At 58.3% G+C, this 26314-nt stretch carries 25 protein-coding genes and 2 pseudogenes; 13 read left to right on the forward strand and 14 right to left on the reverse strand.

All coding sequences use genetic code 11. The features are described from left to right. The first annotated feature begins 4 nt into the window (after positions 1 to 4). The 11 genes and pseudogenes from JJQ51_RS00830 to JJQ51_RS00875 all read left to right on the forward strand — a co-directional run. Positions 5 to 1117, forward strand: coding sequence for a DUF2169 family type VI secretion system accessory protein (locus tag JJQ51_RS00830; RefSeq protein WP_113352217.1), 1113 nt, complete (start codon positions 5 to 7; stop codon positions 1115 to 1117). Then, positions 1114 to 2772: a DUF4150 domain-containing protein gene (locus JJQ51_RS00835; protein ID WP_233788536.1), complete on the forward strand. Its 1659-nt coding sequence runs from the start codon at positions 1114 to 1116 to the stop codon at positions 2770 to 2772. The genes JJQ51_RS00830 and JJQ51_RS00835 overlap by 4 nt, the downstream gene beginning before the upstream one ends. A gap of 17 nt (positions 2773 to 2789) precedes the next feature. Next, the gene (locus JJQ51_RS00840; RefSeq protein WP_233788535.1) at positions 2790 to 3956 is read left to right on the forward strand and encodes a hypothetical protein; all 1167 of its coding nucleotides are present in this window, start codon (positions 2790 to 2792) and stop codon (positions 3954 to 3956) included. A gap of 39 nt (positions 3957 to 3995) precedes the next feature. Next, positions 3996 to 5060, forward strand: a complete 1065-nt coding sequence (locus tag JJQ51_RS00845) for a hypothetical protein (RefSeq protein ID WP_113390696.1) — start codon at positions 3996 to 3998, stop codon at positions 5058 to 5060. 57 nt (positions 5061 to 5117) lie between these two features. Next, positions 5118 to 5894 (forward strand): hypothetical protein, encoded by a 777-nt coding sequence (locus JJQ51_RS00850; RefSeq protein WP_152095318.1) that lies wholly within the window; start codon positions 5118 to 5120, stop codon positions 5892 to 5894. A 383-nt stretch (positions 5895 to 6277) separates the two neighbouring features. After that, positions 6278 to 6514 (forward strand): annotated as a pseudogene (locus JJQ51_RS32880) (GAD-like domain-containing protein); the annotation flags it as partial. A 7-nt stretch (positions 6515 to 6521) separates the two neighbouring features. Continuing rightward, entirely contained in the window at positions 6522 to 6920 is a 399-nt protein-coding gene (locus JJQ51_RS00855; RefSeq protein ID WP_269244141.1) for a hypothetical protein, read from the forward strand. 149 nt (positions 6921 to 7069) lie between these two features. Beyond that, the gene (locus tag JJQ51_RS00860; protein WP_113352213.1) at positions 7070 to 7576 is read left to right on the forward strand and encodes a hypothetical protein; all 507 of its coding nucleotides are present in this window, start codon (positions 7070 to 7072) and stop codon (positions 7574 to 7576) included. Positions 7577 to 7619: 43 nt separating this feature from the next. Next, entirely contained in the window at positions 7620 to 8279 is a 660-nt protein-coding gene (locus JJQ51_RS00865; RefSeq protein WP_152095315.1) for a hypothetical protein, read from the forward strand. A gap of 350 nt (positions 8280 to 8629) precedes the next feature. Next, positions 8630 to 8989, forward strand: coding sequence for an SMI1/KNR4 family protein (locus JJQ51_RS00870; protein WP_331275821.1), 360 nt, complete (start codon positions 8630 to 8632; stop codon positions 8987 to 8989). Further along, positions 8893 to 9434, forward strand: a pseudogene (locus tag JJQ51_RS00875) (DDE-type integrase/transposase/recombinase); the annotation flags it as partial. The gene JJQ51_RS00870 and the pseudogene JJQ51_RS00875, both read left to right, overlap by 97 nt. A gap of 357 nt (positions 9435 to 9791) precedes the next feature. Here JJQ51_RS00875 and JJQ51_RS00880 read toward each other — a convergent pair. The 8 genes from JJQ51_RS00880 to JJQ51_RS00915 form a co-directional block, all read right to left on the reverse strand. After that, the gene (locus JJQ51_RS00880) at positions 9792 to 11237 is read right to left on the reverse strand and encodes an aldehyde dehydrogenase (protein WP_113352210.1); all 1446 of its coding nucleotides are present in this window, start codon (positions 11235 to 11237) and stop codon (positions 9792 to 9794) included. A gap of 27 nt (positions 11238 to 11264) precedes the next feature. Further along, the gene (locus tag JJQ51_RS00885) at positions 11265 to 12050 is read right to left on the reverse strand and encodes a coniferyl-alcohol dehydrogenase (protein ID WP_113352209.1); all 786 of its coding nucleotides are present in this window, start codon (positions 12048 to 12050) and stop codon (positions 11265 to 11267) included. 37 nt (positions 12051 to 12087) lie between these two features. Beyond that, complete coding sequence (locus JJQ51_RS00890; RefSeq protein ID WP_113352208.1) at positions 12088 to 13107, reverse strand: branched-chain amino acid ABC transporter permease; 1020 nt, start codon at positions 13105 to 13107, stop codon at positions 12088 to 12090. After that, the gene (locus JJQ51_RS00895) at positions 13104 to 14000 is read right to left on the reverse strand and encodes a branched-chain amino acid ABC transporter permease (RefSeq protein ID WP_113352207.1); all 897 of its coding nucleotides are present in this window, start codon (positions 13998 to 14000) and stop codon (positions 13104 to 13106) included. The genes JJQ51_RS00890 and JJQ51_RS00895 overlap by 4 nt, the downstream gene beginning before the upstream one ends. Further along, positions 13997 to 14725 carry an ABC transporter ATP-binding protein gene (locus JJQ51_RS00900; protein ID WP_113352206.1) on the reverse strand — a complete coding sequence of 243 codons (729 nt, stop codon included), beginning with the start codon at positions 14723 to 14725 and terminating at the stop codon, positions 13997 to 13999. Before JJQ51_RS00900 ends, JJQ51_RS00895 begins: the two co-directional genes overlap by 4 nt. Then, positions 14722 to 15489 (reverse strand): ABC transporter ATP-binding protein, encoded by a 768-nt coding sequence (locus tag JJQ51_RS00905; protein ID WP_113352205.1) that lies wholly within the window; start codon positions 15487 to 15489, stop codon positions 14722 to 14724. The genes JJQ51_RS00900 and JJQ51_RS00905 overlap by 4 nt, the downstream gene beginning before the upstream one ends. Next, entirely contained in the window at positions 15482 to 16792 is a 1311-nt protein-coding gene (locus JJQ51_RS00910; protein ID WP_113352204.1) for an ABC transporter substrate-binding protein, read from the reverse strand. The genes JJQ51_RS00905 and JJQ51_RS00910 overlap by 8 nt, the downstream gene beginning before the upstream one ends. 68 nt (positions 16793 to 16860) lie before the next feature. Beyond that, complete coding sequence (locus JJQ51_RS00915; protein WP_113352309.1) at positions 16861 to 18312, reverse strand: aldehyde dehydrogenase; 1452 nt, start codon at positions 18310 to 18312, stop codon at positions 16861 to 16863. Positions 18313 to 18556: 244 nt separating this feature from the next. Between JJQ51_RS00915 and JJQ51_RS00920 the strand changes: the two genes are divergently transcribed. Next, a complete protein-coding gene (locus JJQ51_RS00920; protein ID WP_113352203.1) occupies positions 18557 to 19453 on the forward strand; it encodes a helix-turn-helix transcriptional regulator in 897 nt (298 codons plus the stop codon). A 24-nt stretch (positions 19454 to 19477) separates the two neighbouring features. Here the strand turns inward: JJQ51_RS00920 and JJQ51_RS00925 are convergent, their stop codons facing one another. Then, the gene (locus JJQ51_RS00925) at positions 19478 to 21634 is read right to left on the reverse strand and encodes an acetate--CoA ligase family protein (RefSeq protein WP_113352202.1); all 2157 of its coding nucleotides are present in this window, start codon (positions 21632 to 21634) and stop codon (positions 19478 to 19480) included. Positions 21635 to 21646: 12 nt separating this feature from the next. Continuing rightward, positions 21647 to 22486, reverse strand: a complete 840-nt coding sequence (locus tag JJQ51_RS00930) for a p-hydroxycinnamoyl CoA hydratase/lyase (protein ID WP_113395616.1) — start codon at positions 22484 to 22486, stop codon at positions 21647 to 21649. Positions 22487 to 22893: 407 nt separating this feature from the next. Between JJQ51_RS00930 and JJQ51_RS00935 the strand changes: the two genes are divergently transcribed. Then, complete coding sequence (locus tag JJQ51_RS00935) at positions 22894 to 23298, forward strand: MarR family winged helix-turn-helix transcriptional regulator (RefSeq protein WP_233788533.1); 405 nt, start codon at positions 22894 to 22896, stop codon at positions 23296 to 23298. Positions 23299 to 23342: 44 nt separating this feature from the next. Here the strand turns inward: JJQ51_RS00935 and JJQ51_RS00940 are convergent, their stop codons facing one another. The 4 genes from JJQ51_RS00940 to pcaD form a co-directional block, all read right to left on the reverse strand. Next, the gene (locus tag JJQ51_RS00940; RefSeq protein WP_156090770.1) at positions 23343 to 23483 is read right to left on the reverse strand and encodes a hypothetical protein; all 141 of its coding nucleotides are present in this window, start codon (positions 23481 to 23483) and stop codon (positions 23343 to 23345) included. Between the two features lie 223 nt (positions 23484 to 23706). Beyond that, the gene (locus JJQ51_RS00945; RefSeq protein WP_113352199.1) at positions 23707 to 23952 is read right to left on the reverse strand and encodes a hypothetical protein; all 246 of its coding nucleotides are present in this window, start codon (positions 23950 to 23952) and stop codon (positions 23707 to 23709) included. 449 nt (positions 23953 to 24401) lie between these two features. Further along, complete coding sequence (locus JJQ51_RS00950) at positions 24402 to 25340, reverse strand: LysR family transcriptional regulator (protein WP_113352198.1); 939 nt, start codon at positions 25338 to 25340, stop codon at positions 24402 to 24404. 75 nt (positions 25341 to 25415) lie between these two features. After that, positions 25416 to 26207, reverse strand: coding sequence for a 3-oxoadipate enol-lactonase (gene pcaD, locus JJQ51_RS00955; RefSeq protein ID WP_113352197.1), 792 nt, complete (start codon positions 26205 to 26207; stop codon positions 25416 to 25418). Between the last annotated feature and the right edge of the window lie 107 nt (positions 26208 to 26314).

Here is a 26314-nt window from a genome sequence, read left to right on the forward strand (position 1 = left end):
TCTCATGGAATTGATCAATCGGCTGCCTTTTCCGGCGATGGCATTCCGTCAATTCGATAAGGACGGGAAGCTCGATTGTGTCGTCGCTGTTCGCGGCACGTTCCTGCATAATCAGGGCCAGCCGCTGGAAATCATGCGGGAGCAGGAAGAGTTCCAGTGGGAAGATGCTTATGATGGCGATCCCCATAAGGGCATCATACTGCGACAAACCGATTTGACGCCGGAAAAACCGGGCACGGACGTCACATTCCTTGGTAACGCCTATGCACCCGAAGGTCGCCCTTCAACAAATTGGACGGTTTCGCTGCGTGTCGGCCATCTCGAAAAAAAGCTGCGCGTCTATGGTGAGCGCTTCTGGAAACCGGTTGTTCGCGACGCTTGGGCCGGATTCTCCGCGAAAGAACCGAAGCGCGTGCTCAAGGACTGGAGGCTTTCCGAGGCGACGCCTGTGAGTGTTTTGCCGATGACATGGTCGAAAGCCTATGGCGGCGAGGTGCCGGGCACAGGTGATCCGGACGCCGATATTCCCGCAGACGTCGAACTATATAATCCTTTAGGCTGCGGCATCGTCAATCTTGATATGGAGCCGGGCTCCGCTCCAGTGCAGGCGCCGCAGATCACGAGCGGTAACGACGAGGGACTGGATTGGCGTGCTGCCGCAAAGCCGGAAGGATTCGGCCCGATCTCCCCCTGGTGGCGTTTTCGCCAAAAGCATTCCGGGACTTACGACGAGCATTGGCTAAGCGAGCGTCATCCATTGCTGCCTGATGATTTCGATCCTTTGTTTTGGCAGTGCGCCCATCCCGACCTGATCGCGACACCGCATCTGCTGGGAGATGAGGATTATCAGCTCGAAAATCTGCATGCCGATTTACCGCGGGCGACGGGCCAATTGCCGGGCCTGACCTTCGGCGTTCATTGCATGCGCGAGGATATCGGCGATTGGCATGTCCTGAAGCTTGATGGCGTTCATTTCGATTGGCGCTCGGACGACCGCGTGTTGCTGACCTGGAGGGCGCGGTTTCCTCTTCCGGAAGCGGCGGATGCTAGGCTTACGTTGACACGGGTCAAATTGGGGGGCGTTTCGTCAAATGCTCAAGCCGAGGTGCTGGCATGAGCATATCGCGCGGCGATTATATCGGCGAACCTGGCTACCCCGATCCCTGGACTACGAAGCAGCCACGCGAGGGTCTCCGCGATATCGATGAAGCGCGGATCGTGTCGCTTTCGCCTGATGTATGCTTGACGCCCGTCGGCTCTTCCGTGGTGCCGATCCCTTATCCGGTCGTGGATTATTGCGGCCATGACCGCGATTATACGCCGTCGGTGCGCTTCACCGGTAAGAAGGCCATGGTGATGCGCTCCTGTACAACCCATGTGCATGGTGACGCCCCCGGAACCAGAAAAGGTGTGAAATCGGGCACAGTCGAAAGTATTTGCGAGCCGATTGGCCACGCCGCGCAGGTACGTGCGGAAGGGGCGAATGTCATCCGTCACCTCGATCGCTTCTGGATGAACAACAAGAATACGCAAGGAGAGGCTATCTTTGTACGTGATATGGCAACGTACCAGGCTCCTGCGATTGGTGATCCCGTACCCGGTTCATTGCGTAGCCGGCCCATACTTCTAGCGCAAGCGAACACGGGTACGATGACGGACGCGGGAGGAGGCCTGTTTTCTCCGGGGGCAACCACCGCCGGAGGGCAAACCAGAGCGCCTGCCCCTTCTATTCCCAATTCTCAACTGCCCTCGGCCGGGCAAGCGGCGCGCAGATTGCTGCTGCGACGCCTTGGTATCTACGGAATTGCAGCCGAAGAGCTCATTCGGGAGTTGAATCTTCCTTCGGAGCAGAGGGCAGCGGAAAACCGTGCGCTTGGGGTCATACTTTCTCCGGCTGGTGCTTCCATAATGACGCGAGACAAATTGCTGGGTGGTCGTCAACCAGTGACATTCGGCAATATCCTGGATGCCAACACGTGGGATTTCTCAGGCAAATACGGTTTGGCTATTGATGCGGATGAAAGGGTGCCGCTTGCAAATGATATTCTATCATCGATAGCAGGCAGACCGATGGACGTGCGCACAATGTCAGACGCCCAGGTTAAAGGTCTGCTTTCGCCTTTCCAGGGTTTGTCTGAGAAGGAGGTCGAGCAGAAGCTCAAGGATATGGCCGAGGCGCGACGCCAAGAGGAACAGGAAAAGAAGGAGAAACCAAATCCGAATCCTGAACCTGTTCCACCTCCGCCGATCGATCCCGGCGCCCGCGTCGACGACAAGAAGAAACGCAGAAAGAAATGCTTGATTGGCCCCTACGATGAGATCAAGAAGGAATGTTCCGAAGCTGGTGACTATGCACATCATGTAGTAGCTGACATGACTTATCGGTTGGGAGATCGGCCCGGAAAGGTAACAAAAGACCGCGTTCCGAACGCACCGACTGAAGGCGAGGGTGAGTCAATATGCCTGACGGAAGCACAGCATAGCAGAAAAGAAGGTTCTGGAGGGGTCCATGAAAACCTTCGAAACCTAATGAAGGGCATTGACAACCCTGAATATCCCGGCACAGCTCTGATGGCTAATATTCTCGACAAGTCCCAAGAAGCATTGCTAAACACGAAGGGTATCGACAAGGCTTGTGCCAAGGCAGCAAACGCACGTGCCGAGGCACAGGTCAAGGAGAAAACAGGATTATTGGCGCCTGGGCGCACGAAGGAAAAGCCTCTCCCGACAGGGCGTATCGCTGATGTTCTACTCCAGGGGCACTATCCGTAAGCAAAGGAAATCTGGCTATGACCGATATATTGGAAGATGAAGAAGATTTCGAAGAGCTATACGGCAAGTGGGAGCCGAAACTGTATCACGCTGTCATGGCGGAAAACGATCGCTATTTCGCGGCTCTTGTTGGCGGTCCGCGTTGGGACGATCCCTATACCATTATCCTCATGCGTGACGTTATCGGACAAACCTTCTCTCGCTCAGACGTTCGGCGGGAGCTCCGTGATATCCAAGTGCTGCCTGCGAAGGATAAGGATGCAGCGCCGTCCTATGTGGCGATCAGCCTCAACGGCGACATATATGTTGTGGGTCCTCAAGGGTCGGAACATTCAGTCATTCCAGGTACCCGGGCCGAATCCGAGGCTGCGCCGGACATTGAATTTAACTCGATCCTTCCATTTGATGACCGCTGGCTAGTCGCGGGCAGCGATGGCTTCCTGAAACTCGGCAAGGGTGAAATCTGGGAAGAGGCGGCTCCGCCCTTGAAATCAGAATATCCCTACCGCGAGCCAAAATGGTCGATTCTTGGCGCCAACGGCGAAGGCAATATCTTTGTGGTTGCAACTCAGGCCGCAGATACACGGCACTTTAATCTCTATCCGGGCCATCCGCTGTATCGCAAGGACATGAGCGGAGACGAAGTGCTCACGCTTCAAAGAAAGCTGTCGGCGGAACGAAATGCCTTTCCTCAGCTGACGACGCTTTTCACTGGCAGGCCTGATGCTTGGAAAAAGCACGAATTGCCACCACGCATAGCCAGCGCAATATCCGACTACCCCTATGTCGCGAGTTTTGTAAGCGGAGTGAACGGTAGCGACTACGTCATAGGTTCGGACGGACTTGTAATGGAGGGGGGCCCTCCAAGAGGTCTTTCGGAGATTTCGTCAGTTCCCGATCGAGAAAAAAACTTCTTTGGCGGAGCGTTCTGGCAACGCAACCTAGTTCTTATCGCTGATTCCGAAATATTCCAATTTGATGGTCATCTCGCGAAGACCTTCACACCGAAGGTAAAGATTAAGCTCGGGTCCCGGAGAATTCAGCCATCTGCTATTTTTGCCCGCAACGAAAAGCTCTACGTTTTCGACTACGGCCTTCGCTACTTCATTTTCGACGGCCAAGAATGGGTCCAGCGCGACATACCGGCGAATCTGTCAGAGCGACCTTTTAAAGGGAGTAGATAGAGGCAACGGCGTTGGTGCCGAGGGAGCGAATTCAAAATAATGAGCGAGAAGCTAAAGATCGAATTTACCCGCGCCTGCGCTCGGTCCGAAAGTATCGTGATTGTCAACGCAGTGCAGGAGATATCAGACACTTATGATCCTGATTGCCGAATTTACCGTTTTGAGCATGACGGTAAAGTTGGCGAACAATGGTATTATGACAACTTTAATTTCCACATGCAGGACATAACGTTGTTCCGCAATCCGGATGTTGATCCGACGACCGACTATCTAACTTACATGTCCTCTGAAGGCGACGTCTATCATGCATGGTGGAAGGGCAATTTTCGCGAGAAAATTCATGGCGCCGGAAGTTGGGTCGATGACGCCAAGGGCTACGGCCGACTACTGTCGATCGCGTCTATAGGAAACGTCTTATATGCTGTCGGAGCGGGCGGCCAAATTTACATACGTGACGGGCGCGATGACTGGCGTCTTTTGACAGATAAGCTTCTATATGATCCGGAAGCTCATCGTAAAGTCGCTGCCGAAGCTCCCGATGCCACTGATCCCAAATTTCTCGATTGGTTGATGAATTCTGAAAAGGATGAGCCGCGCAATGTCTATTTCAATTGCATAAAAGGTGTCAGTGGTGACGCAATATACCTTTGCGGAGAGGAAGGCACAAAGCCAATTCTATGCTTTTGGGACGGCGCTGAACTGCATGAGTTGAATACCCACCTTCCCGAGGCCGCTCTCACCGGAATACACATAGAAAACTCCGACAGTATCTGGATCTGTGGTCGAGAAGGTGTGTTGCTGCACGGTAGCTATGCTCGCGGCTTTACGCCGGTTTCATTGCGACCGCAGCATAATCTTTTTCATATGATTACACCCTATCGAGGCAAATTGGTCTTGCCATCGAGCGCGCGTCCGGGTGGGCTCTTCGAGCTCGATCCAAAAACCTCCGATCTGAAGAGATTTTCACCCGCATTGCCGAAACTGCGTGGCGACTACATTTTCTATGCTGGTGCGGTCGCGGACGTTCTTTGGGTCGTTGGTCAGAAGGATATTTTCCGTTTGGAAGGAGCCGAGTGGGAACGCATTGAGCATCCGGATCTCTAGCGTATTTGCCGGAAAAGGACGGCGCTACGGGGACACATTCGAAAGGCGAGCAATAGCATGAGAATGTTATCCCGAGCGCGCGCAGCATCCGAGGATGTGCTTTCCATTGTCGCGGTGGTGGAGAATTCCGAAATCTACCAACCTGACGCGCGCGCCTATCAGTACCGCCATCGGGCCGATCTTGGCGAATATTGGTACTACGAAAATTTCCCGCTCAGCGTTCAGGATGTCGTCTATTTTAATGACCGCAATTCATCTCAGTCCTATTTCGTTCTATTGTCGGCAGAAGGTGACGTTTATCACTTCGCTTCGCCCGATAGATTCCAGGAGCGGATTGTCGGTGCAGGCACAACGGCGGATGACTCCAAATTCTACGGCAAGATCTTGAAAATCTCTCAGATTGGCGACCGGTTGTATGCTTGTGGCGCGGGTGGGCAGATCTACGTGCGTCACGGCCGCGATGACTGGCGAATGCTATCTGACGCGGTACTGAATGATCCTGAAGCAAAGAAGCGGTTGTTGGAGAGTGGCCCTAGCTTGGGGCAGCCCGGCTGGAAAGAATGGATAATTCAGAAAGCTCTCAATCCAGGTACGCGGGAGGTAGTCTTCTACGATATCAAGGGCTTTTCAGAAGATGCCATCTATGTGTGTGGGACTGAGCGAACAAAGCCTGTCCTTTGCTTCTGGGACGGCAGTGAACTGCATGAAATCAATATTCCGCTGGCTGAAGCTGCGCTGACGGGCATTTATATTGAAAACTCCGAAAGTGTCTGGTCTGCGGTCGTGAGGGTGTTATTTTGCATGGCAGCCGCAATCGCGGCTTCGCTCCGGTAAACGCCGACACGCGATTGAATCTGTTTCATTCTATCACGCCCTATCGCGGCAAGCTCGTCTTGCCAGCGAGCGTCAGGCCGGGCGGCCTTTACGAGCTTGATCCAAGCAGTGGCGAATTTCGCCGATTCCAGCCGCCCCTGCCTCGCCTCAGCAGCCGCGATGATCCTGCATCCATTGACAATGGGCCATTCTTCGCACAATCCGCTGGAGATGTTTTATGGGTAGTTGCGTCAAAGGATATTTTCCGATTTGACGGTCAGGCTTGGGAGCGGATCAAGCATCCGGACATCTAATTGTTGCCTCGATAGGCCTGAAAGTCGCAAGAACGAGAACCGGCTACCAACGCCGAATAGACATTGGCGCGAGCAATTTAGCGAGGTCATATGTCAGCCGTCGAATTTCTTGCAACGCGAGGAGAGCCGCGACAGGCGAAGCGGATTTTGGAAGCAGAGGCCAATAAGGCCCACGACAGGCTTCCGGCGGATTTGATAGCTTTCTGGGCGAAGCACGGCGTCGGGCATTACGCAGACCGTAATTATTGGTTGTGCATGCCGTTCATGTTTGACGATTTTCTCGCAGTTATATTAGCCGAAGCGCCAAACCTACAAAGTAAGGATTTCGCCGCTTTTGGATATTCGAGCCTGGGAACGATCGATCTCTGGAACAGGAACGGGCGTCATTTCACCCTTCTCGCTGGATGTTGGGCTGTTGATGGATTTGACCAGTCGCAAGGAAACCGATCCGCTGCCACATGATCTGCACGAGCTATATAGTTTGGCAGGCGTTGAAATGCCGGAAAATGCGAATGAGCTCTTTCTCGAAAGGCGAAAAGCCCCGGAGGCCATCTGGAATATCCTGATGGGAGCCACGTCGTCCGACGCCCATAGATTCATCCAGGATGAGAATAGGCATCAGCTTTTACCGCAACTGCGCAAGGCTCATGGTCAATTGTCGGAAGCGGAAATCTATCTGCGCGAAAATCCCAAGCTTCCTAATATTGCAACCTCCTATCGAAAAACGAGTTGACTAGTTCACTCGCTCGACTTCCTAGCTCATTGCACTATTCATTTGCGGTCGAAATCGACGGGCGTCAGAATATCGTCGACGAGGTCATTCCAGTTACGGCATCAGACCTGTAAGCGCTCAGTGGCATCCGCATGGTGTGGAAAAAGCATGTGAACCCGGAGAACATTTTGTCCGAACCCCATCCTCGCACAATCGCGACCTTAGATAAGCTGGATTCCGTCGAATGGTTCGCCAACGTCGGGAAAAGAGATCAGAACTACGCGAACTATCTAAATTCATGGGACGAGGCCATCGAAGCCTGCTCGGCGCTCGAGTGGGAGAACCTTACTCTGGAAGCCGCCAATCAACTAACGGCGCAAATTAGAGTGAAGAGTAAGGAGAGATTCAATCAGTGGAATGCGGTTCTCAAAATTGTAAAACCACTTTCTGATGCTCTGGTGAGAGTTAAGTCAGAACATATCGCAACATCGAACAAACTGCCTGATTCATTTTTGAGTTGCGTCAGATGGGACATATTCCATTTGTGCATGGAAGCTGAATATTCCGATCTGGTCGAACCAGGATTTTTCTCTTCTCTTTCGTTTTATTATTTCAATGGTCACTTCCCCTGCGGCTTTTCCGGCGTGTTTCCGAAAGGGCGATTTCTAATATACTGAGATGACAAGCCTGATGGAGCCAATAACGTTCCCGAGGTCTTAAATGAACGATACCTATCTTTCACGCTTTTGGGGCAATGACTATCATATCGTCCTCGATGTCGCAGATATCGGGCGCTCGTTGCCGCTTCTTTGGACGGACATTGCGATTGCGGATCAAAGCAGGAGATTGGAAGCCTTCAAGGCGCTGGTGCGCCAAGTTTTTGTTCACATGCCGGAGACGAGTAGTTTACTTCTGCAGAGAACGACGGACGCCTATCTCGTCAAAGTGCGCGATGATGTGGTGCTCGTTGCCGACCGGCAAGCGGGCGATCAGGTTTTATCCTACAGGGGATTTGCGCCGACTGTTAAACCCAGGTTCGGGGGAAGTGTTGGAGCCTTCTACAAAATGCTCGACGGCTTCTGCGACTTCCATTCTATGGGTGGTTTGTTGCCAGAAAGAGAAATCCGCCCGATAGGCAAGGATGGCAATGAATACTGGACGGAACCTTCTTCAAAGCTCTTTGAGACTGTCAAATCGAAGGATTATTTTCATATATTCAACAGCGGTGGAAAGGGACAAGGCTATATCAATCTTAGCAGCACTGTCGATGATGATCCGGAGGGGTTGCTTCTTTGGGTCGATGATGACGAGCCTATGACCGATATGGATTTCTGGGATCTGTTCGATAATTGGACCTCCATCGCCATGGAGGACGATTGATCGAGGCGGCATCCGCATAGTGTAGAAATAGCGTGTGCATCCGAAGGACATTTCCGTCGAACCTTATTTTCGCAAACCGCGATGCTTGATAGCTGGATTCCGTCGAATGGTTCGTAAATGCGTGAAAAAAGGGATCAGAACTACATGCGCTATGTAAATTCATAGGACGAGGTTATTGAAGCCTGAGTTACGGTGATAGTTCGTTTAAATAAGAACGCGCCCTAATTGGCACACCCGATGACCCGTCTCATTGCGGCTGGAGAACCAAAATTTAGTGCACTGTCACCGTAATTCTTATGAGTCTCGAAATGAACGAAGAGCTTTCGGACCTACTTGCGCAACCGGATGAAATGGGAAGGCCCAAGAAGCCGATTACCGAGCAAGATATACAGCTTTTCGAGGACATGGAACATGTTCGCCTGCCGGATGACTTTAGGTCATTCCTGCTTGAGTATGGAGCTCGCGATCTGAACAGCCGGCGCATTTTTGCGTTTAAAAGCAAAGCGAAGTTTGCTGACGGAAAAAGGAAAACCATCTCAGTTGGCGCTATTTCCGGCCCTTTAAAAATGCTGGAAACTCGCAAGCGGTACGTAGACCCAGCGAATAATAATTCCGGCCCGATCGCACGGAGGCGACCCATTCCAACCATGTTTGGGCCATGGACTTCGTTCATGACCAATTGGCCACGGGCCGCAAAATCCGGGTATTGACGGTTGTCGATACCTTCTCGCGCTTCTCGCCAGCAGTCGATGCCCGCTTCAGCTATCGAGGCGAAGACGTGGTGCAGACGCTTGAGCGGGTGTGCCGGCAAGTCGGTTATCCGGCGTCCTTCGTGTCGATAATGGCAGTGAATTCATCTCCCGAGATCTTGATCTCTGGGCCTACCACAAGGGTGTCGTGCTCGACTTCTCGCGCCCAGGCAAACCGACAGACAACAGCTACATCGAGTCATTTAACGGCAAGTTTCGCGCCGAGTGCCTGAACGCTCATTGGTTCATGTGCCCACGCCATTGCGACGCAATGGCGGATGACGACGCGCGTTCGAAGATGGAGGATTGGCGTAGAGACTATAACGAGTTCCGGCCACACAGCGCGATCGGCAACAAGGTTCCGATTTCGCTCATGAATGGCTCATCGGCACCCCCGCCGGCTTGAGCCCTAACCCCGGAAAATTCCAGCGCCCGCTGGCCCAAATTCGGGGAGCACTTCAAATAAACCGCTGGAGCGAACTCAAAACTGGATAAAACTTGGGGCAAGGTCAGGACCTCCATAGCGATGGAAGACGATTAATCGGGCGGTGTCTTTCGAAGCAATCCAAATCAACTTGAGTTTGTAGACTCGTGAGGGGCGGCTATAAAATCCCGCTCGGCACGATGCTCATTGATATCGGCATGAAGCCATGTTCAATGTCTGTCCGCGACCCCATCATGAGGAAACTAGCCAACCCAATAGGTTTTGTTTCACTACGAAATCTAGGGTTGGGCGGCGTTCGCATGCACGCCGCCCGGTTTCTCAGAAGGGATAATGTTGCGCCGAATCCTCGATGGTGATCCATCTGAGATCGGTGAACTCGGCAATCGCAGCCTTGCCGCCGAAGCGGCCGTAGCCGCTGCCCTTCACGCCGCCGAACGGCATTTGCGCCTCGTCGTTCAGTGTTGGACCGTTGATGTGGCAAATGCCAGACTGGATTCGGCCGGCGACAGCAAGCGCCCGCTGCACGTCGCGGCTGAAGACGGCGGATGACAGGCCGTATTCCGTGTCGTTGGCGACACGCACCGCCTCGTCCTCGCTCGCTACCCGGATGATCGGCTTTACCGGACCGAAGGATTCTTCCGAATAAACGCGCATGTCGGGTGTGACGAAATCAAGCAGTGTCGCTTCGACCACGGTGTGGTCGCGCTTGCCGCCGGCCACAAGCTTGGCTCCCTTGGTCTGCGCGTCGGCGATCAGCTCTTCCATCTTCTTGGCCGATTCGAGGCTGATCAGTGAGCCGAGAACCACATGACCGCGCGGATCGCCGGCGGGCAATGCTGCCGCACGCGCCGCCAGCTTGACGACGAAGGCATCCGCGATCGCCTGATGCACGATGATGCGCTCGGTCGACATGCAAATTTGGCCCTGATGCATGAAGGCGCCGAAGATCGCCCCGTTGACGGCTCCATCGATATCCGCATCCTCAAGCACGACAAGCGGGGCCTTGCCGCCGAGCTCGAGCAGCGCCGGCTTCAGATGTTTGCCACTGAGTTCGGCGATAATCTTGCCGACCTTGGTCGAGCCGGTGAAATTGATGCGACGGACAGCCGGGTGGGCAATCAGCGCCTCGACGATACCGGGCGCGTCTTCGGGTGCATTGGTGATGACGTTGATGACGCCGGCAGGCATACCGGCTTCGGTCAGCGCGGTTCCGATCAGCCGCTGCGTACCGGGGCATTGCTCGGATGCCTTGAGGATGACGGTATTGCCGCAGGCAATCGGCATGGCAATGGCACGTGTCGCGAGGATCACGGGTGCATTCCAGGGCGCGATTGCCAGGCAGACGCCGGCAGCCTGGCGCACGCCCAAGGCGAGCGTGCCGGGCTTGTCGGAGGGGATGATCTCGCCGCCTATCTGCGTCGTCATGGCGGCCGCCTCGCGCAGAATATTGGCCGCAAGCATGACGTTGAAGCCGGCCCAGGGCGCCGTCGCCCCCGTCTCTTCCATCATCAATTTCGTAAACTCGCCGACCTTGGAGTCCATGATATCGGCCGCCTTCGCCAAGATCGCGCGCCGCCGACCGGGACCTGTGCTCGACCAGGCGGAAAAGGCGTTGGAAGCGGCCTCGATGGCCGCTGCGACGTCCTCCAGCCCCGCCGCCGGTGCCGTGCTTGCCAGCTCACCCGTGAAGGGATCGAGCCGGTTGTAGGTGCGGCCGCTGGCCGCTGGGCGGTCAGCGCCGTTGATGAGAAGGGAAATGTTCATCTCTTGTCTCCTGATGAGGGCAATATTCTAGAATCCGACCACGTCGGCATTGATGGAGGCTTCCAGCCCGCCATCGACCGGAAGGTTGGCGCCGTTGATCCAGCGCGCACCGTCCGAGCAAAGGAACAGGATCGCGGGCGCGATATCGGCCGACCTACCGGCCCGACCGACGCGGGTGATATCGCTGTCGACGCGGGCATCACCCAGCACGGCGCGGAACTGTTTCAGGATCGGCGTCTCCACGGGGCCGGGGCTGACGGCATTGACGCGAATGCCGCGCTCCCTGAAGAGCGGCTGATGTGCGGCTCGCATCGTCCAGAGCAGCAGCAACTCCTTGGAGAGCGGGTAGCCCTCGTCGTTCTTCAATCCATGTTCGCTGACGAGAGTGGCGACATCCGGAAAACCCTGGATTCCAGTCAACATCTTTGCCCGCTCCAGATTGGCGCGCCAGCCATAGCCGGCGATAGACGCGACATTGACGATCGCTCCACCCTCGCGCAGTCGGAGCGCGAGGGCTTCCGAAAGGGCGCGCAGGCCGTAGAAATTGACAGCCAACGTCGCCGTGACGCCGGTATTTCCGGAGAGACCGGCGACATTGGCGAGCGCGTCGATGCGATTGGGCAGCTGCTTGACTATGTCCTCGACACCGGCGGCGCTCGAAATATCCCCCTTGATGAAGGAGCTGATGCCCGATGATGGTTCGCGGACGTCGACGCCGATAACGTCGGCTCCCATCTGTCCCGCGAGTTCCGCGGCACGCGCGCCGATGCCCGAGGCAACCCCGGTAATGAGGATGGTCTTGCCGAAAAGCATGATTTCACCTTTCTATGAAAGCAGCGAAAGCTCGCCGTTAATGTTTATCCTTGAGGAGATCGGAAAAGGTCAGCCGGTAGCCGACGGGCAGGAGCTGCAGATCGAAACGGCGTTCGATCTCCCCCCAGAGGCCGCGCGGCAAATAGAGCGAGAAGATCACCGCGGCCGCGCCCAGGCCGACCAAGTACCAGACACCCGTTCCGCCGAAGACGGTTTCGATGACGAAGAAGAGAATGGCGCCGAGGATCGCACCCTCGAACTTGCCGATGCCGCCGACCAGCACCATGAAGATCATGTAGGCGGTCCATTGCACGCTGAAATAGGTCTTGGGCTGGAAGGTAACCGCCGTTGCCAGCCACAGCCCCCCGGCAACGGCGATGCCGAAGGCGGCAAGAACGAAGAGTAGCCGTTTCGTCGCCGCGACGCGGACGCCGACGGAGGCTGCCGCGTCCTCATTGTCGCGGATCGCCTGCATGGCGGCCCCTGTCCGGCTGCGCATCAGGGCAAAGAGCGCGCCTAGCAGCCCGACCATGACCGCAAGCGCCAGCCAATAGATCGCCACGCGCCGAATGCCGCTATCATAGGCATTGAGCGAGATCAGCGAGGTTCCTGTTTCGCCCTGAATGAGCCGGTCGAGATTGACGAGCAGATGGGCAAGCTCGGCAAGCACCCACATGCCAATGGCGAATTCGCCGCCCTTCAACCGCAACATCAGCCATGAGAGCGGCAGCGATATCGCGCCGGTGACAATTGCGGCGGCAATCAACGAAATAAAGGGATCAAGCCCGGCATCCGCCAAACGAATGGTGAAATAGGCGCCAAGTCCGAAGAAGACCTGCTGGCCGACGGAAACGAGGCCGCCGAAGCCCGCCAGCGCATTCCACATCGCCGCCAGGATCACATAAATGAAAAGAGTCGTCATGCGATCGGTGACGCCGTCACTCGATATGGCGGGCATGGCGGCGAGAAGCCCAATTACGACGATCATGGCGGCCAAGGTCATTCGCGAGGATGAGGTCCAGCGCTCGATGGAAATTCGGGGTGCGATCGTGCTCATGATGGGCTCCGAAGCAGCGTGCGGATTTTACCGAGGCCCGGGAAACCGAAACGGTGCAGCCGCACGAAAAGAACGAGAAGGAAGGCGACGTGGCCGCCGATCAGGAAACCCTGCGGATGGATCTGGGCACCGATCGATTGCGAAAGCCCGAGCACGATGCCGCCTGCCAAGGTTCCCCAGAGCGAGCCGGCGCCGCCGATGACGGCCGCCTCGAAGGCAAACAGCAGTTGCGGGCCGCCCGAATAAGGGTTGAAGGTCGCCCGCATGGCCAGGAAAGCGCCGGCAATGCCTACGGTGCCCATGGTGATCGCGGTTGCGACGGCATTGACGCGGCGGGCATCGATACCGACGAGGCCGGCGGTATCCGGATCCTCCGCCGTGGCGCGAATGGAACGGCCGAGCGCGAAGCGGCTCAAGAAAAGCTGCAGTCCGCCGATGATGACGATCGCCGTCACCATCATCAGCACGGCAAGCTTGCCGACGAAGACGTGACCGGGCAACTGCCAGGACGCATAGGAGAGATTGCCGATGAAGGGCGCCAGCGAGCGCGTATCCGCCCCGAATTGCTCGAACAGCAGGTTGTCGATGACGATCGACAGGCCGAAGGTCGTGAGGATCGGTAGCAACGTCCCTCCACGCGCGCTGCGCTCGAGGACGAAGCGCTGCAGAAGCCAACCGATGACAGCCATGACAGGCAATATGATCAGAAGGCCGACAAAGGGCGGAATGCCGAGTTTCGCTGCCAGCAGCCAAAGCCCATAGGCGGCGACGATGGCAAGGCTGCCATGCGCGAGATTGATGATGCGCATGACGGAGAACATGAAGGAGAGGCCGCAGGCGATAACGGCATAGTAGCCGCCAAGCAGGATGCCTTGAACGAGGGTGTTGATCACGAAACGCTCCTCTCGGCTGTCGGCCGATGTAGGCCGAAATAGGCCCGGGTCACCTCCTCGCGCGTAACGCCGTTTGCCGGCCTGTCGAGCACGATGTTTCCCTCCAACATGCAGATGACGCGGCTCGCGACGCTCATGGCGCGCGCCAGGTCCTGCTCGACAAGCACGATGGTCGTGCCGGATGAGAGAAGACCCTGCAATTGGTCGTAGACGCGGTCGACGACGAGCGGCGACAGGCCGAGGGAGACCTCGTCGAGCAGCAGGATATCCGGATTGCTCATCAGCGCTCGGCCGATCGCGGTCGCCTGTTGCTCGCCACCCGAGAGGTGGCCGGTCTTGGCGTATCGGCGCGGCTTCAGGTTGGGAAAAGCATCGAAGATCCGCTCGATCGTCCAGTCACCCTCGCGGCCGGCGCTGGTGCCGAGCTGCAGATTTTCTTCCACGGTCATCTGTGAGAACAGCCGCCGCCCCTCCGGCACAAGCGCGATGCCCCTGGCGATACGCCTGTGCGAGGGAACTGCCGTGACGTCTTCGCCGTCGAGCAGAATCTGGCCGGCGGCCGGCAGATGCGCACCGGCAATGGAACGCAGCAAGGTCGTCTTGCCGGCACCATTGGCGCCGACCATTGCCAGCACCTCTCCCTTGGAGAGATCGAAGCTGATGCCGCGCACCGCCTGCAGCAGACCATGCCGAACATCGAGATTGCGAATGGACAGAATGCTCATGCGGGCGTTCCTCCAAGATAGGCGCGCACCACTTCGGTATCGCTCATGACGGCCTTCGGATCGCCATCGGCAATGATCTTGCCGGCATCCATGCAGATCAGCCGTTCGACCACCTGGACGAGGATGTGGACGATATGCTCGATCCAGACGATGCCGATGCCGCGCCGCCGCAGCTCCAAAATGGTCCCGACAAGCTCGCTCGCTTCGCCATCCGTCAGCCCGCCGCCGATCTCGTCGAGCAGCAGCAGACGAGGACCGGTGGCAAGCGCGCGAGCCAGCTCGAGCCGCTTGCGATCGAGCAGGCCGAGCGTATCGGCGCGACGATTGGCAACGCCAAGCATGCCGCAGAGCCGCAGGGAATCGATGACGCGCTCATAGGCTTCATCACGGCTCGATGCCTTGCCGTGGGAGGCAGCGACGAAGACATTCTCGAATGTCGTCATGCCGCTAAAAGGTTTCGGGATCTGATGCGTCCTGACGAGACCGGACCGGCAGCGATCAGCCGCTGTCAAAGTCGTCACATTCCGGCCGTCGAAGATGATCGTTCCGGCACTCAGCGGAAAGGCGCCGGCCAGCGCGCTCAGCAGCGTCGTCTTGCCGGCTCCATTCGGGCCGACAATACCAATCGCATCGCCATCTCCCATGGAAAAATCAAGATTTTCGAGGACCACAAGCGCTCCGAAGCGCTTGCGGATCCCCCTGGCCGACAGGAAATCCTGGCTTGGCCTTTGTCGTTCCTGTTCCCGCACGATAGCCTTACCCATTATAAGCGATGAGCTTGGCTGCGACGGGCACGTTCGGATCGGTGGCATGCTCGGTGACGACATAGTCAAGCGCGAACTTCGAACCGGCTGGGGCCTTGACCCATTGTGTGCCGATGATCGGGCCGGGAGAAACATTGGCGACGGGGCCGCTGGTGAAATCCACCTTGCCGGCGATGGTCGTCGTCTTCAGCCCACTTAGCGCCTTGGCGACAGCCTCCTTGCTTTTCGCATCCGAGGCGGCCTTTAGCGCCTCAAAACCGGCGTCGAGCAGGGATAGGCTGGCGCCGAGCTGCTGGGTCCACTGCTTGCCGCTTGCCGTCTCGTAGCCATCGGCGAGCTCGGACCCCGAAACATCTGTCAGCGTCGACTTGTAGGGAAAAGCCTTGTGCCAATAGGCGGCGCTGGCGATGTTGACGCCGAGGTCGCCGAGCGACTCGATGTCGGATGGAAAGAGCCCGGTCTTGGCGACCTGGCAGATCTTGAACTGCTGGATGAGACCCTGCTGGGCCGCCTGGCGCCAGAAAGCGGCGAAATCCGGCGGAATCGGGAAGCTGTTGAAGATCTCGACGCCTTCCTGGCGGAAGAGCGCGATCTGCGAGGAGAAATCGGTCGTGCCGGTCTCATAGGCGCCGGGATCGACGATGGTGAAACCGGCCTTGGCAAGCGCCGGCGCCAAATTGGCGCGGATGGCATTGCCATCGGCATCATTCGGATACATGACGCCAACCTTCTTGTTGGTCTCGATCAGGTTCCATTGCGATATATAGGTCTTCAGGAATTCGCCGACACCGAAGCCGAAGTGGTAGGTCCATTTGAATGGCGAGGGAGCCCCAGGCTTGGCTCCGCGGCCGAAATACCAGGCTTCCCACGGCATGACCGTCGACAGGCACGGCACGCCGGCGGCCTCGCAGGCATCGGCGACGGGATTGATGGTCTCCGGCGTCGAAACGGCCAGCATCAGATCGACCGCCTGGTTGTTGATCAGATCCTTTGCCAGTTGGCCGGCGCGCGACGGATCGGACTGCGTATCGCGGTCGAGGATATCGACCTTCCATGTCTTGCCACCGGCCCGCAATCCATTGGCCAGCGCCTTGCGCGCGAGATCGAGCACATAGCCATCCGTTTCGCCGAAGCCACCAAGCGGCCCGGTCCGCGGGCTGATGAAGCCGACCTTCAGTGTGTCGTCGGCGGCAAAGGCCTCGCGGCCGCCAAAGGCCAATGCGGTTGTTCCCGCCGCGGCCGCGGCCATGAAATCGCGCCGCGTCAGTCCGCCGCCCAAAATTCGTTCCCTGAAACCAGTCATGCCATTTCCTCCCTTTTGGCGGAGCCCTCTTAACTCCGTATTCCCTCGTTTCTTGCCGATCCGCGGCGTCAGATCGGATAGTTCCGTCTGCCGGAAGCGAGCGTGATCCAGCGCAGTTCCGTGAATTCGTCGATCGCCGCCCGGCCGCCGAAGCGGCCATAGCCGCTCGACTTGACGCCGCCAAACGGCATTTGCGGCTCGTCCGCGACGGTTGCCTCGTTGATGTGGCAGATGCCGGTCTCGATGCGTCTGGCGACGGCGAACGCCTGGTTGATGTCCTGGCTGAAGACAGCTGACGACAGGCCATATTCGTTGTCGTTGGCGACGGTCACGGCTTCGTCGATGCTGTCGACACGGATGATGGCCGCCAGCGGCCCGAAGCTTTCCTCGCGATAGATGCGCATGGCCGGTGTTACGTGATCGATGACGGTCGCGTCGATCAGCGTGCCGCGGGCGTGACCACCGCAGACGACCACCGCGCCCTTCTGTGAGGCATCCTCGACCAGCGCGCGGACACGGCGTGCGGCTTCGGCCGTGATCATCGTCCCGAGCGGCGTGTTGCCGTCGCGCGGGTTGCCGGCCACGAGCGTCTCGGCCTTGACCCTGAACTTCTCCACGAATTCATCGGCGATCTCCTCCATGAGGATGATCCGCTCGGTCGACATGCAGATCTGGCCCTGGTTCATGAAGGCGCCAAAGGCGGCGGCGCGAACGGCCTCATCGATATCGGCATCGGCAAGCACGATGAAGGGCGCCTTGCCGCCAAGCTCGAGCAGACAGCGCTTGAGATGACGCGCGGACGTTTCGGCGATCAGGCGGCCGACGCGGGTCGAGCCGGTGAAATTGATCCGGCGCACGGCCGGATGTGCGATCAAGACCTCGACGATGGCGGCGGCATCCTTCGGCGCATTGGTAACGACATTGACGACCCCGGCTGGAAATCCGGCTTCGCGCATGATTTCGCCGATCAGACAATGGGTCTTGGGGCAAAGCTCGGATGCCTTCAGAATGACCGTATTGCCGCAAGCAAGCGGCATGGCGATCGCGCGCACGCCGAGAATGATTGGCGCATTCCACGGCGCGATCCCAAGACAGACGCCGGCAGGCTGGCGAACCGCCATGGCGAGGCTCCCTGCCTCGCCGGACGGGATGATCTCGCCGGCAACCTGCGTTGTCATGGCTCCGGCTTCGCGCAGCATGTCGGCGGCGAGATCGCAATTGATCCGCGCCCAGAGCGCGGTCGCTCCGGTCTCGCCAACCATCGCCTCGACGAAGCCTGCCGTTCGGGCCGCCAGAATATCGGCGGCCTTGTTCAACAGCGCCCTTCGTTGATGGGGGCCTATTTCGGACCATGCTGGAAAGGCGGCCGCGGCGGCATTGGCAGCGCTGGTCGCGTCGGCCAGAGAGGCGGCCGGTGCGATCGTCGCGACATCGCCCGTCGCCGGATCGATGCATTCGAATGTCGACGCATCCGATGCGTCGAGCGCTTTGTCATTGATCAGCAGTTTCGCCACCAACATCGCGATCATCCGCTCTCTGGCAGGCCACGCTTGCCATCATCTGACTGGGAAGGGATGCACACGGATTCACGCGGCCGGGATGCAGCCTCGTCGAGCATATGTTTCGTGTGGAGACCTCCTCCCAAAGGCTCATGGGAAGAGATTACGTGGTTACCGAGAGCTTTGAATGTGATTTTCTGGGTTAATATTGCAATTATCTGGCAATCATGTCACGTTTTCGTCACCCCAAGCCAAGGAGAATGCATTGGTTTTCGACAGCGGCATCCATCTTCATGCCCGCGGTGAATGGCACGAGCCATCCCTGACGCACCGCACGATCCGCTTCCAAAAAGGTCTTTACGTCTCCTTCCACCATATCGTCCTGCTGCAGGCGGGCAGAGCCACATTTGTCCTTGACGCCGAAGATGAGAGAACCCTGCGGGGGCCGACCATTGCCTATATGCCGCCACAGGCGCGCGGCGAGCTGCATATGGCCGCCGGCGCGGCGAGCTTCCTCGTCGGCGCCTCGCCGCAGATCATGGTCGATGCGATTGGCAATCGAGCAGAATCCTACGCGCTCAGAATTTTCAGCGAGCGCCCCTGGTTCATGATCGAACGCAATATCAACGCCGTCAATGAGGTACAGCCGCTGGTCGCCGGCTTCGTTCGAGAACTCGGCGATCCCGCGCGCGCGTCCTGGATGGCGATTTCGGCCTATATGCGCCTGATCCTTCTGACGCTTTGGCGGGCCGGAGGAGCAGAGACATCGGAGCAGCGCGGGCGCGGTGGCAATGCGTCGATCCTGCAGCGATATCGGCAGCTGGTGGAAGCCTGGTTCCGGCAGCATCGGCCGATCACGGACTATGCGCGAGAACTCGGCGTCACGACCGATCGCCTGCACGCCATCTGCCAGGGCGCGCTCGGGCGCTCCCCTGTGCAATTGCTGCATGAGCGGGTGGTGCAGGAGGCAAAGTTGCGGCTGGAGCGCTCGGCCCGCACCGTGCAGGAAATCTCGGACGGGCTTGGCTTTCGCGACCCGACCTATTTCAGCCACTTCTTCAAACGGAAGACCGGCTTTTCGCCGGCGGCCTATCGTGAGGTTGCCCGCAGTAGCGAGGTCGCGGAAAGCACGCTTTCGTCGGGCTATGCCGATTGGCCGTAATTTCGAGCGGGCAGGCTTTGCGGCTCAAGCGTCGGTAGGCTTGGTTACTGCCAACATCAAGGCATCCAGCGCCACCGCACCTTCGCCGTCGGGATAGATCACGACAGGATTGAGGTCTATTTCCCGGATAGCCGGTTCGGCCAGCAGCAGCTGGCCGAGCGCAGCGATGATGCGGGCGGCGGCATTCACGTCGAGCGGCGGCGAGCCGCGGAAACCGCGCAGCAGAGGCGCATTCTTCAGCCGATGTAGCTCGCGGCTGATAGCGTCTTCAGGCAGATCGGGCGTCAGAATCCGAACATCCTTCAGGATTTCAGCCGTAACGCCGCCAAAGCCCGCCAGGATCACGGGTCCCCAGTCAGGGTCGTTGCGTGCTCCGATGATCAGCTCGATGCCGCGTTTGCACATGGCTTCGATCAGTACGCCGTCCAGGGTAAGGCCTGGGCGATGGCGCGCGATATCGGCATGCAGCTTGCTCCAGCCCTCCTGGAGGCTGGCTGCGTCCGACAATCCAATGACGACACCGCCGGCGTCGCTCTTGTGGCTGAGCTCGGGCGATTGCGCCTTCAGCACCACCGGATACCCAATCGCGCCGGCTGCGGTGAAAGCTTGTTCGAGGGTTGTTGCCAGGCGGCCTTCAGGAAACGGAATTCCAAGCGGCGCTAGCATTTGCTTGGCTTGATATTCGGGAATGACACCTCCCTGCCAGGGGAGGCCGGCAATCGCGACCGGAGCGGAGGTGTAGGTGGCAATGTCACTCGCCGCGAACGCATCGATGCGCTTCAGCGCGCGGAAGGCCCGTTCTGTCGATGGGAAATAGACGATACCGAGCGCCCGCAACTGCGCAATATAGTTCGCCGGGATGGGGGCTCCCTCATCAAGCCCGGCGAAGATCAGCGGCTTTGTCGGCTTGCGCTCTCGCACGGCTTTCAGGATCGGCGGCAGTTTGATGGCTAGGGTGACGGGATCGGTCTGGATGATGCAAGCGACAATGCTGGCGAACCGGGTATCGTCGAAGAGGGCCGTGAGCGTTCTGTCGTAAAGGTCCGGCTCCACGAGACCCTGTGCCGTCAGATCCAGCGGATTGCTGACACCGACGAAGGGCGGCAGAACAGCGCGCAGCGCTGGCGCTGTCTCATCGTTAATTGGAGGAAGATCCAGTCCAAGCTCCTCACACAGGTCGAGCGTCAGCGCCTTGAACGCGCCGGATTCGCCAAGCACCGCGAGGCCTCCAGCCGGAGGCGCCAGGCATCGCAGAGCGATCTCGGCGATGTCACCAAGTTCCTCGAGCGTTTCGGCCAGGATAACGCCGGCATGGGCGACCTTGGCGCGCATGAGCTGATAATCGCCGGCCATGGCACCGGTGTGGGTCGCGGCGGATTCACGCGCCGCGCTGCTCCGGCCGGGATGAAGAAGGACGATCCGCTTTCCCCTCGCATATGCTTCGCGCGCCGCGGCAAGGAAACGGGCGGGCTTGCGGAATTGTTCGACGATCATCGCGATGACCCGCGTGGAGGCATCCTCCACCAGAAATTCCACATAGTCCTCGACGCCGCTTGCAGCTTCGTTGCCGGTGGAGACGGAATAGGAGAGGCCCAGATCACGGCTGGCGAAGGTCACGCCGAGGACGGCGGCCATGGCGCCGCTCTGCGAGACTATCGCGATACCCGGCCGATCGCCCAGTGCCTTTGAAGCGGTTTCGATAAAGGTCAGGGGGATGCGGTCAACATGGTTGACCATGCCGAGGCAGTTCGGCCCCTCGATCACCATTCCGACTTCCGCCGCCATGCGGGTGATCTCGCGTTGTTCGGCCACCCCTTCCTCACCGCCCTCGGCAAAGCCCGCCGAAAAGATCACCGCCGCGCCAACGCGGCGACGGGCAAGCGCCTCGATCGAGGAAAGCACGGCAGCGCGCGGAACGGCAAGAACCGCCGCATCCACCCCGTCCGGAAGGTCACTGATCGAGGCGAGGCAGGGCCGGTTGCCGATTTCGGTCCGTTTGGGGTTGATCAGATGAATGGCCCCGGCATAGCCGCTGCGATCGAGGTTGGAAAGTACCGAAGCGCCAAGCGCGCCGGGCTTGTCGGAGGCGCCGACGATCGCCACCGATCTCGGGCGCAGCAGCCGTTCCATGGAGCCGCTAGGAAGAGCCGATGGGTGTGCGCTGGTGATCTCGACCGTCATGTAAGGCTCTCCTCAGGCCTGATGCTTGGATTTGTCATAGGCACCCAGACCGGGCTTGTACGTCTTGTCGTCGATGAACTGCTTGATACCTTCCTTGCGTCCCTCGTTATCATAACTGTTGGCCGCTTCCTGGGCGCGGACGAGGTAATCCTCCGCATTGTCGTAAGTCATCTCCCGCACGCGCCGAATGACATCCTTGGTGGCTTTGAGCGCGACGGGGTTCTTTTGCAGCAGGATGTTGGCGACATCGGTTACCCGCGCTTTCAACTGTGCAAGCGGTAGGGACTCGTTGACGAAGCCCCATTCGGCCGCCTTCCTGCCGTCGATGTTTTCGCCGGTCAGCGCGTGATACATGGCGTTGCGGAAGGATGTAAGTTCGCTCGCCACCTTGGCGGCGCCACCGCCGGGCAGGATGCCCCAGTTGATTTCGCTCAGTCCGAATCTGGCTTCATCGGCGGCAAAGGCGAGGTCGCAGGCGAAAAGAGGTCCGTAACCGCCGCCGAAGCACCAGCCATTCACCATGGCGATGGTCGGTTTCTGATACCAGCGCAGCCGACGCCACCAGCCGTAGCTTTCGCGCTGCGCCTTTCGCGTACCCTGTAGACCGTAAGCCTCGGTCTCGCGGAAATATTCCTTGAGATCCATACCTGCTGACCAGGCCGTGCCCTCGCCGGAAAGAACCAGAACACCGACATCGGCCCGAAACTCGAGCCCATCCAGAACCTCCGTCATGCGCCGATTGAGCGTGGGGCTCATCGCGTTGCGTTTCTCCGGGCGATTGAAGCTGACCCAGGCGATGCCGGCTTCAACGGTAAAGGCGACGGTATCTTTTTCGGGATGCTCTGTTGTCATGATGGTGTCCTTCTTGCCGCCAGGGCCTGCACATCAAGGGGAGCGGGCCGCAAGGAGGTGACCCGCATCGAATGCGGTAAGCTGTACCGGGGCCGTTTGACGGCAGCGCGATCGAAATGAAATTCCTCTCATCTCCGCCGGCGGCAATGCGGTTAACGAGACGTGGAGCGCGCTGTAGCGTCGCTGATCAACGGATCGCGGCGCTGCTGCCGATATTCTTCAAAAGAAAATTCCTCCAATACCGGCATATGACCTCCTCGCCGATAATGTTATGTCTCATAGCATTGTTTGATTGTTATGTGCAATAGCATTATAGGCGAATTATGGATATCGACACCCGTGCATCAAGATTGAGCGACCCGCTTGACGCTTTGCTTGGCTATCAGCTGAGGAGGGCATCCAATGTGATGATGGCCGACCTGGGCTCAAGGCTTCAGGCCATTGAACTCAGGCCGGTCGAAGCTTCCATTCTGACACTGATCGATGCCAATCCCGGCTGTACCCAGAGCGATCTTGGACGTAGCCTCGGCATCCAGCGTGCCAACATGGTTCCCCTGATGGTCGGGCTGACCAAGGCCGGGCTTGTCGACCGGGCTCCGGTCGGCGGCCGATCGCGGGCTCTTCGCCTGACAAGGACCGGCTCGGCGAAACTGGAGACGGTGCACGCCATCATCGAGGCGCACGAGGCGCGGTTTCGGCGTCTTTTCGCGCCCGAGCTTAGGGAGGCAGCGTTGGAAGTCCTGCGAGGCATCCGGCAAGAAGGCGAAGGGGTCTCGCGCCAGTATGATCGGGAACCGCCGGCCGGTGCTTGATGGGGCTCGAGCCGCGACGGCTGGCCGTCGGGGCGCTGTACCAATTATCCTGCCGCGGCAAGCTCACGGCGATAGCCGACATCGATGACGATTCGTCCGCCGGAGGCCCTCGAAACGCAGGCGCACATGCGTGAATTTTCCTGCCGCTCGGCTTCGGAAAAGAAGACATCTCTATGGTCGATCACGCCATCTGTTTCCACGATCTTGACGGCACAGTGCCCATATTCTCCATCGGGAATCGAAAACCATGCCGACGCCCGCCTCCAGCCATACGTCTAACATCGATTGATCGGCCCGAACCCGAACAGGAGCACCGAGCTCCGCGACTTCGACATGGAAGGCGTGCTCTGCAAAGCGACCATATCGCCGAAGACCTCGCAGCGCAGCCGGCTCATGGAGCGGCCACCTTTATGCTGAGCCTGGCGCGCCGCTTCCAGGAGGGCCGCGCGGGCCGCAGATATGGGCCTCGTCATCTGGTGGCAGGGCCGCGAATTCGGCATCGAGATCCGGTATTTCGCCGTCATCTTCAGCAAAAACCTGCAGCCGCTCGTCAAGCAGTGCGGCAAACTCGTCGAGAAAAGCCATCTGGTTGCGGATTTTCGCGGCATAGGCCAGCCGGAGCGTCTTCGCCCGTGAGGCGAGTACTTTTGCCATGCCGTAGATCGGGGTAATCCCGATACCGCCGGCAATCAGGGGTAGCGGGAGGCGTGCCAGGAAAGCTCGAAGCGGTTTTCGGGTTCGGTCAGTTCTATGTCGTCACCCGATGGCTTGGATCCAGGATTATTCGCCTCAAAAGCCGCGCACCGTCCTGTCGTCTCTGGTGATGACCAGGCGGCCAAGGAAGAGCTAAGGCTCGACTAGAGTCGGCGGAATTTTGGCCTCGCACGTCCGTGGTCGATCTCATGATTGGGCATGCTCATTGTATCGATTGCTCGCGCTTTTAGTCCCGCATGAACCCTAGCAGGACAGGGACTCGCCGTCCTTATCGTTCGCGGTACCCTCGAGAAGATATTGCGGCGCGTAGCTCGAGCGGCGGAATTCACGGCCTCAAAGCACGCTTAATTGCGCCCAAGATCGAGCATAAACGCAAGCATTTTATCGAATTACTCACCTTTGCCGTCAAGTTTCACATTGGACAATTGGAGCCAAGGAGGATTGTCGGCGTACATCTCGCGGATCAAACGCTTGATTTGCTCGATCCGGGCGTTGGGCTCATTGTGCCGATAGCTCATGATCACCGGGGAGGTCGCTCTTTCCTCCGCGATTGTCCGATAGCACACGTCATCTGGCCGCTGCCGTTGAGATGCAGCAGGGATGAGACAGACTCCGGCGCCGGCGGCGACCATGCCTAGCGCACCCTGGATGTCGCGAACCTCCTCGACCTTCGAGATCCCAATTCCGAACTCTGTAAACAGAGATAGAACTTCGTCGGCGAAACTCGGCCGCGGCGCAGAAGGATAAAGAATGACAGTTTCCTGCGAGAGCGAAGCAAGGTCAATTGGCTCTTCGGAAACAGACAAGGGGTGAAACTTGGGTATCGCCGCGACAAGGCGCTCTTCGCGAAGCGTAAGACGTTCGACCTCCCTATCGTTGAACCTGACCCTACCGAAGCCGAGATCAATACGTCGCTCCTTCAAAGCGCTGACCTGCTCCGTCGACATCATCTCCCGAATTTCGATATCAAGATCGGGCCAGACCTGCCTCATACGCCGAACCAGATCAGGAATGCCGCCGTAAAGCGTTGAGCCCACGCATCCGATAACAAACCGCTCGCGTTTCGAGCTGCCGATCTTGCGGGTCTGATCAATAATATGCTCAGTCCGTACGAGGATATGGCGAGCCTGCTCATAGAGAAACCGCCCGGCCTCCGTCAGCGCGATCGGACGTTGATTGCGATCGATCAGTTGTACGCCCAGTTCTTCCTCAAGCTGCTGAATTTGTCGGCTAAGCGGCGGTTGGGCTATATGGAGCAGATCGGCAGCTCGTGAGAAGTTCCGCTCACGCGCCACCGTTACGAAATATCTAAGTTGGCGAAGATCCATCCGCTGGCCTCCCGATGCATCTTTTGGGACTATCGCTGGCGATCGCCAGGCCGTCCAGCCGGATTGCATCGGCCGTTACCGGCATAAAAAATCACAAACCGCCGCATTGAAAGCGTCTGGACTCTCCACGTTTAAAATATGTCGGCCTGGTAGGCAAAGATGACGGCCGTCGCACACCCCCTTTGCTATCGCTTCCAGATCGTTCGGCGGACATACACTATCATCGGCACCGGACAGAGCGAGGATCGGGTTCGAGATCGAGCCAATATCCTCTCGGAGGTCTGCATCCCGCAACGCTTCGCAGCAGCCGAGATAGCCTTCCTTGGAGGTCCTCGAAAAGCTATCAAGTACCCTCGCGGTTGCGTCGGGGTGGGAGGCGCGAAACTCCGGCGTGAACCAGCGCTCGGCCGTGGCGGGCACCAAAGCCTCCAAGCCGCTGGCCCTGACGTCATCGATCCTCGCTGTCCAACCTTCGGCACTCCCGATCTTGGCCGCCGTTGCGCAAAGTATTATTTTCTCAAATCGAGCCCGATGATGGATCCCGAGCCACTGTCCCGTCAGGCCACCGATGGAGAGACCACAGAAGTGGGCACGCGGGATACCGAGAGCGTCCATTAGCGAGATCACATCACCGCCGAGGTCGGCAAGCGTATAGGGCCGAGGGGGTGCGGATGACAACCCGTGCCCCCGGCGGTCATAGCGCAGAATCCTGAAACTGTCAGCGAGTTCGCGAATTTGGCGATCCCACATGCGCAGGTCCGTGCCAAGCGAGTTGCAAAATATAAGCCAGGCCTTGTCGGAGGTCTCGCTAGTAGTACCGTCAACTCGATAATGCAGGCGATGCGTTGGTAGGTCTAGGAATGACATTAGATCAACGTAACGCCCACTGAAACGCACTAAGCGGAGCGTTGTCTATTGTGTCATTCACACCAAAGTCGCACATTGTCTCCTCCCGAGTTGCTACGCATTCAAGA

The sequence above is a fragment of the Rhizobium sp. AG207R genome, assembly GCF_027109195.1.
Classification (GTDB): Bacteria; Pseudomonadota; Alphaproteobacteria; order Rhizobiales; family Rhizobiaceae; genus Rhizobium; species Rhizobium dioscoreae.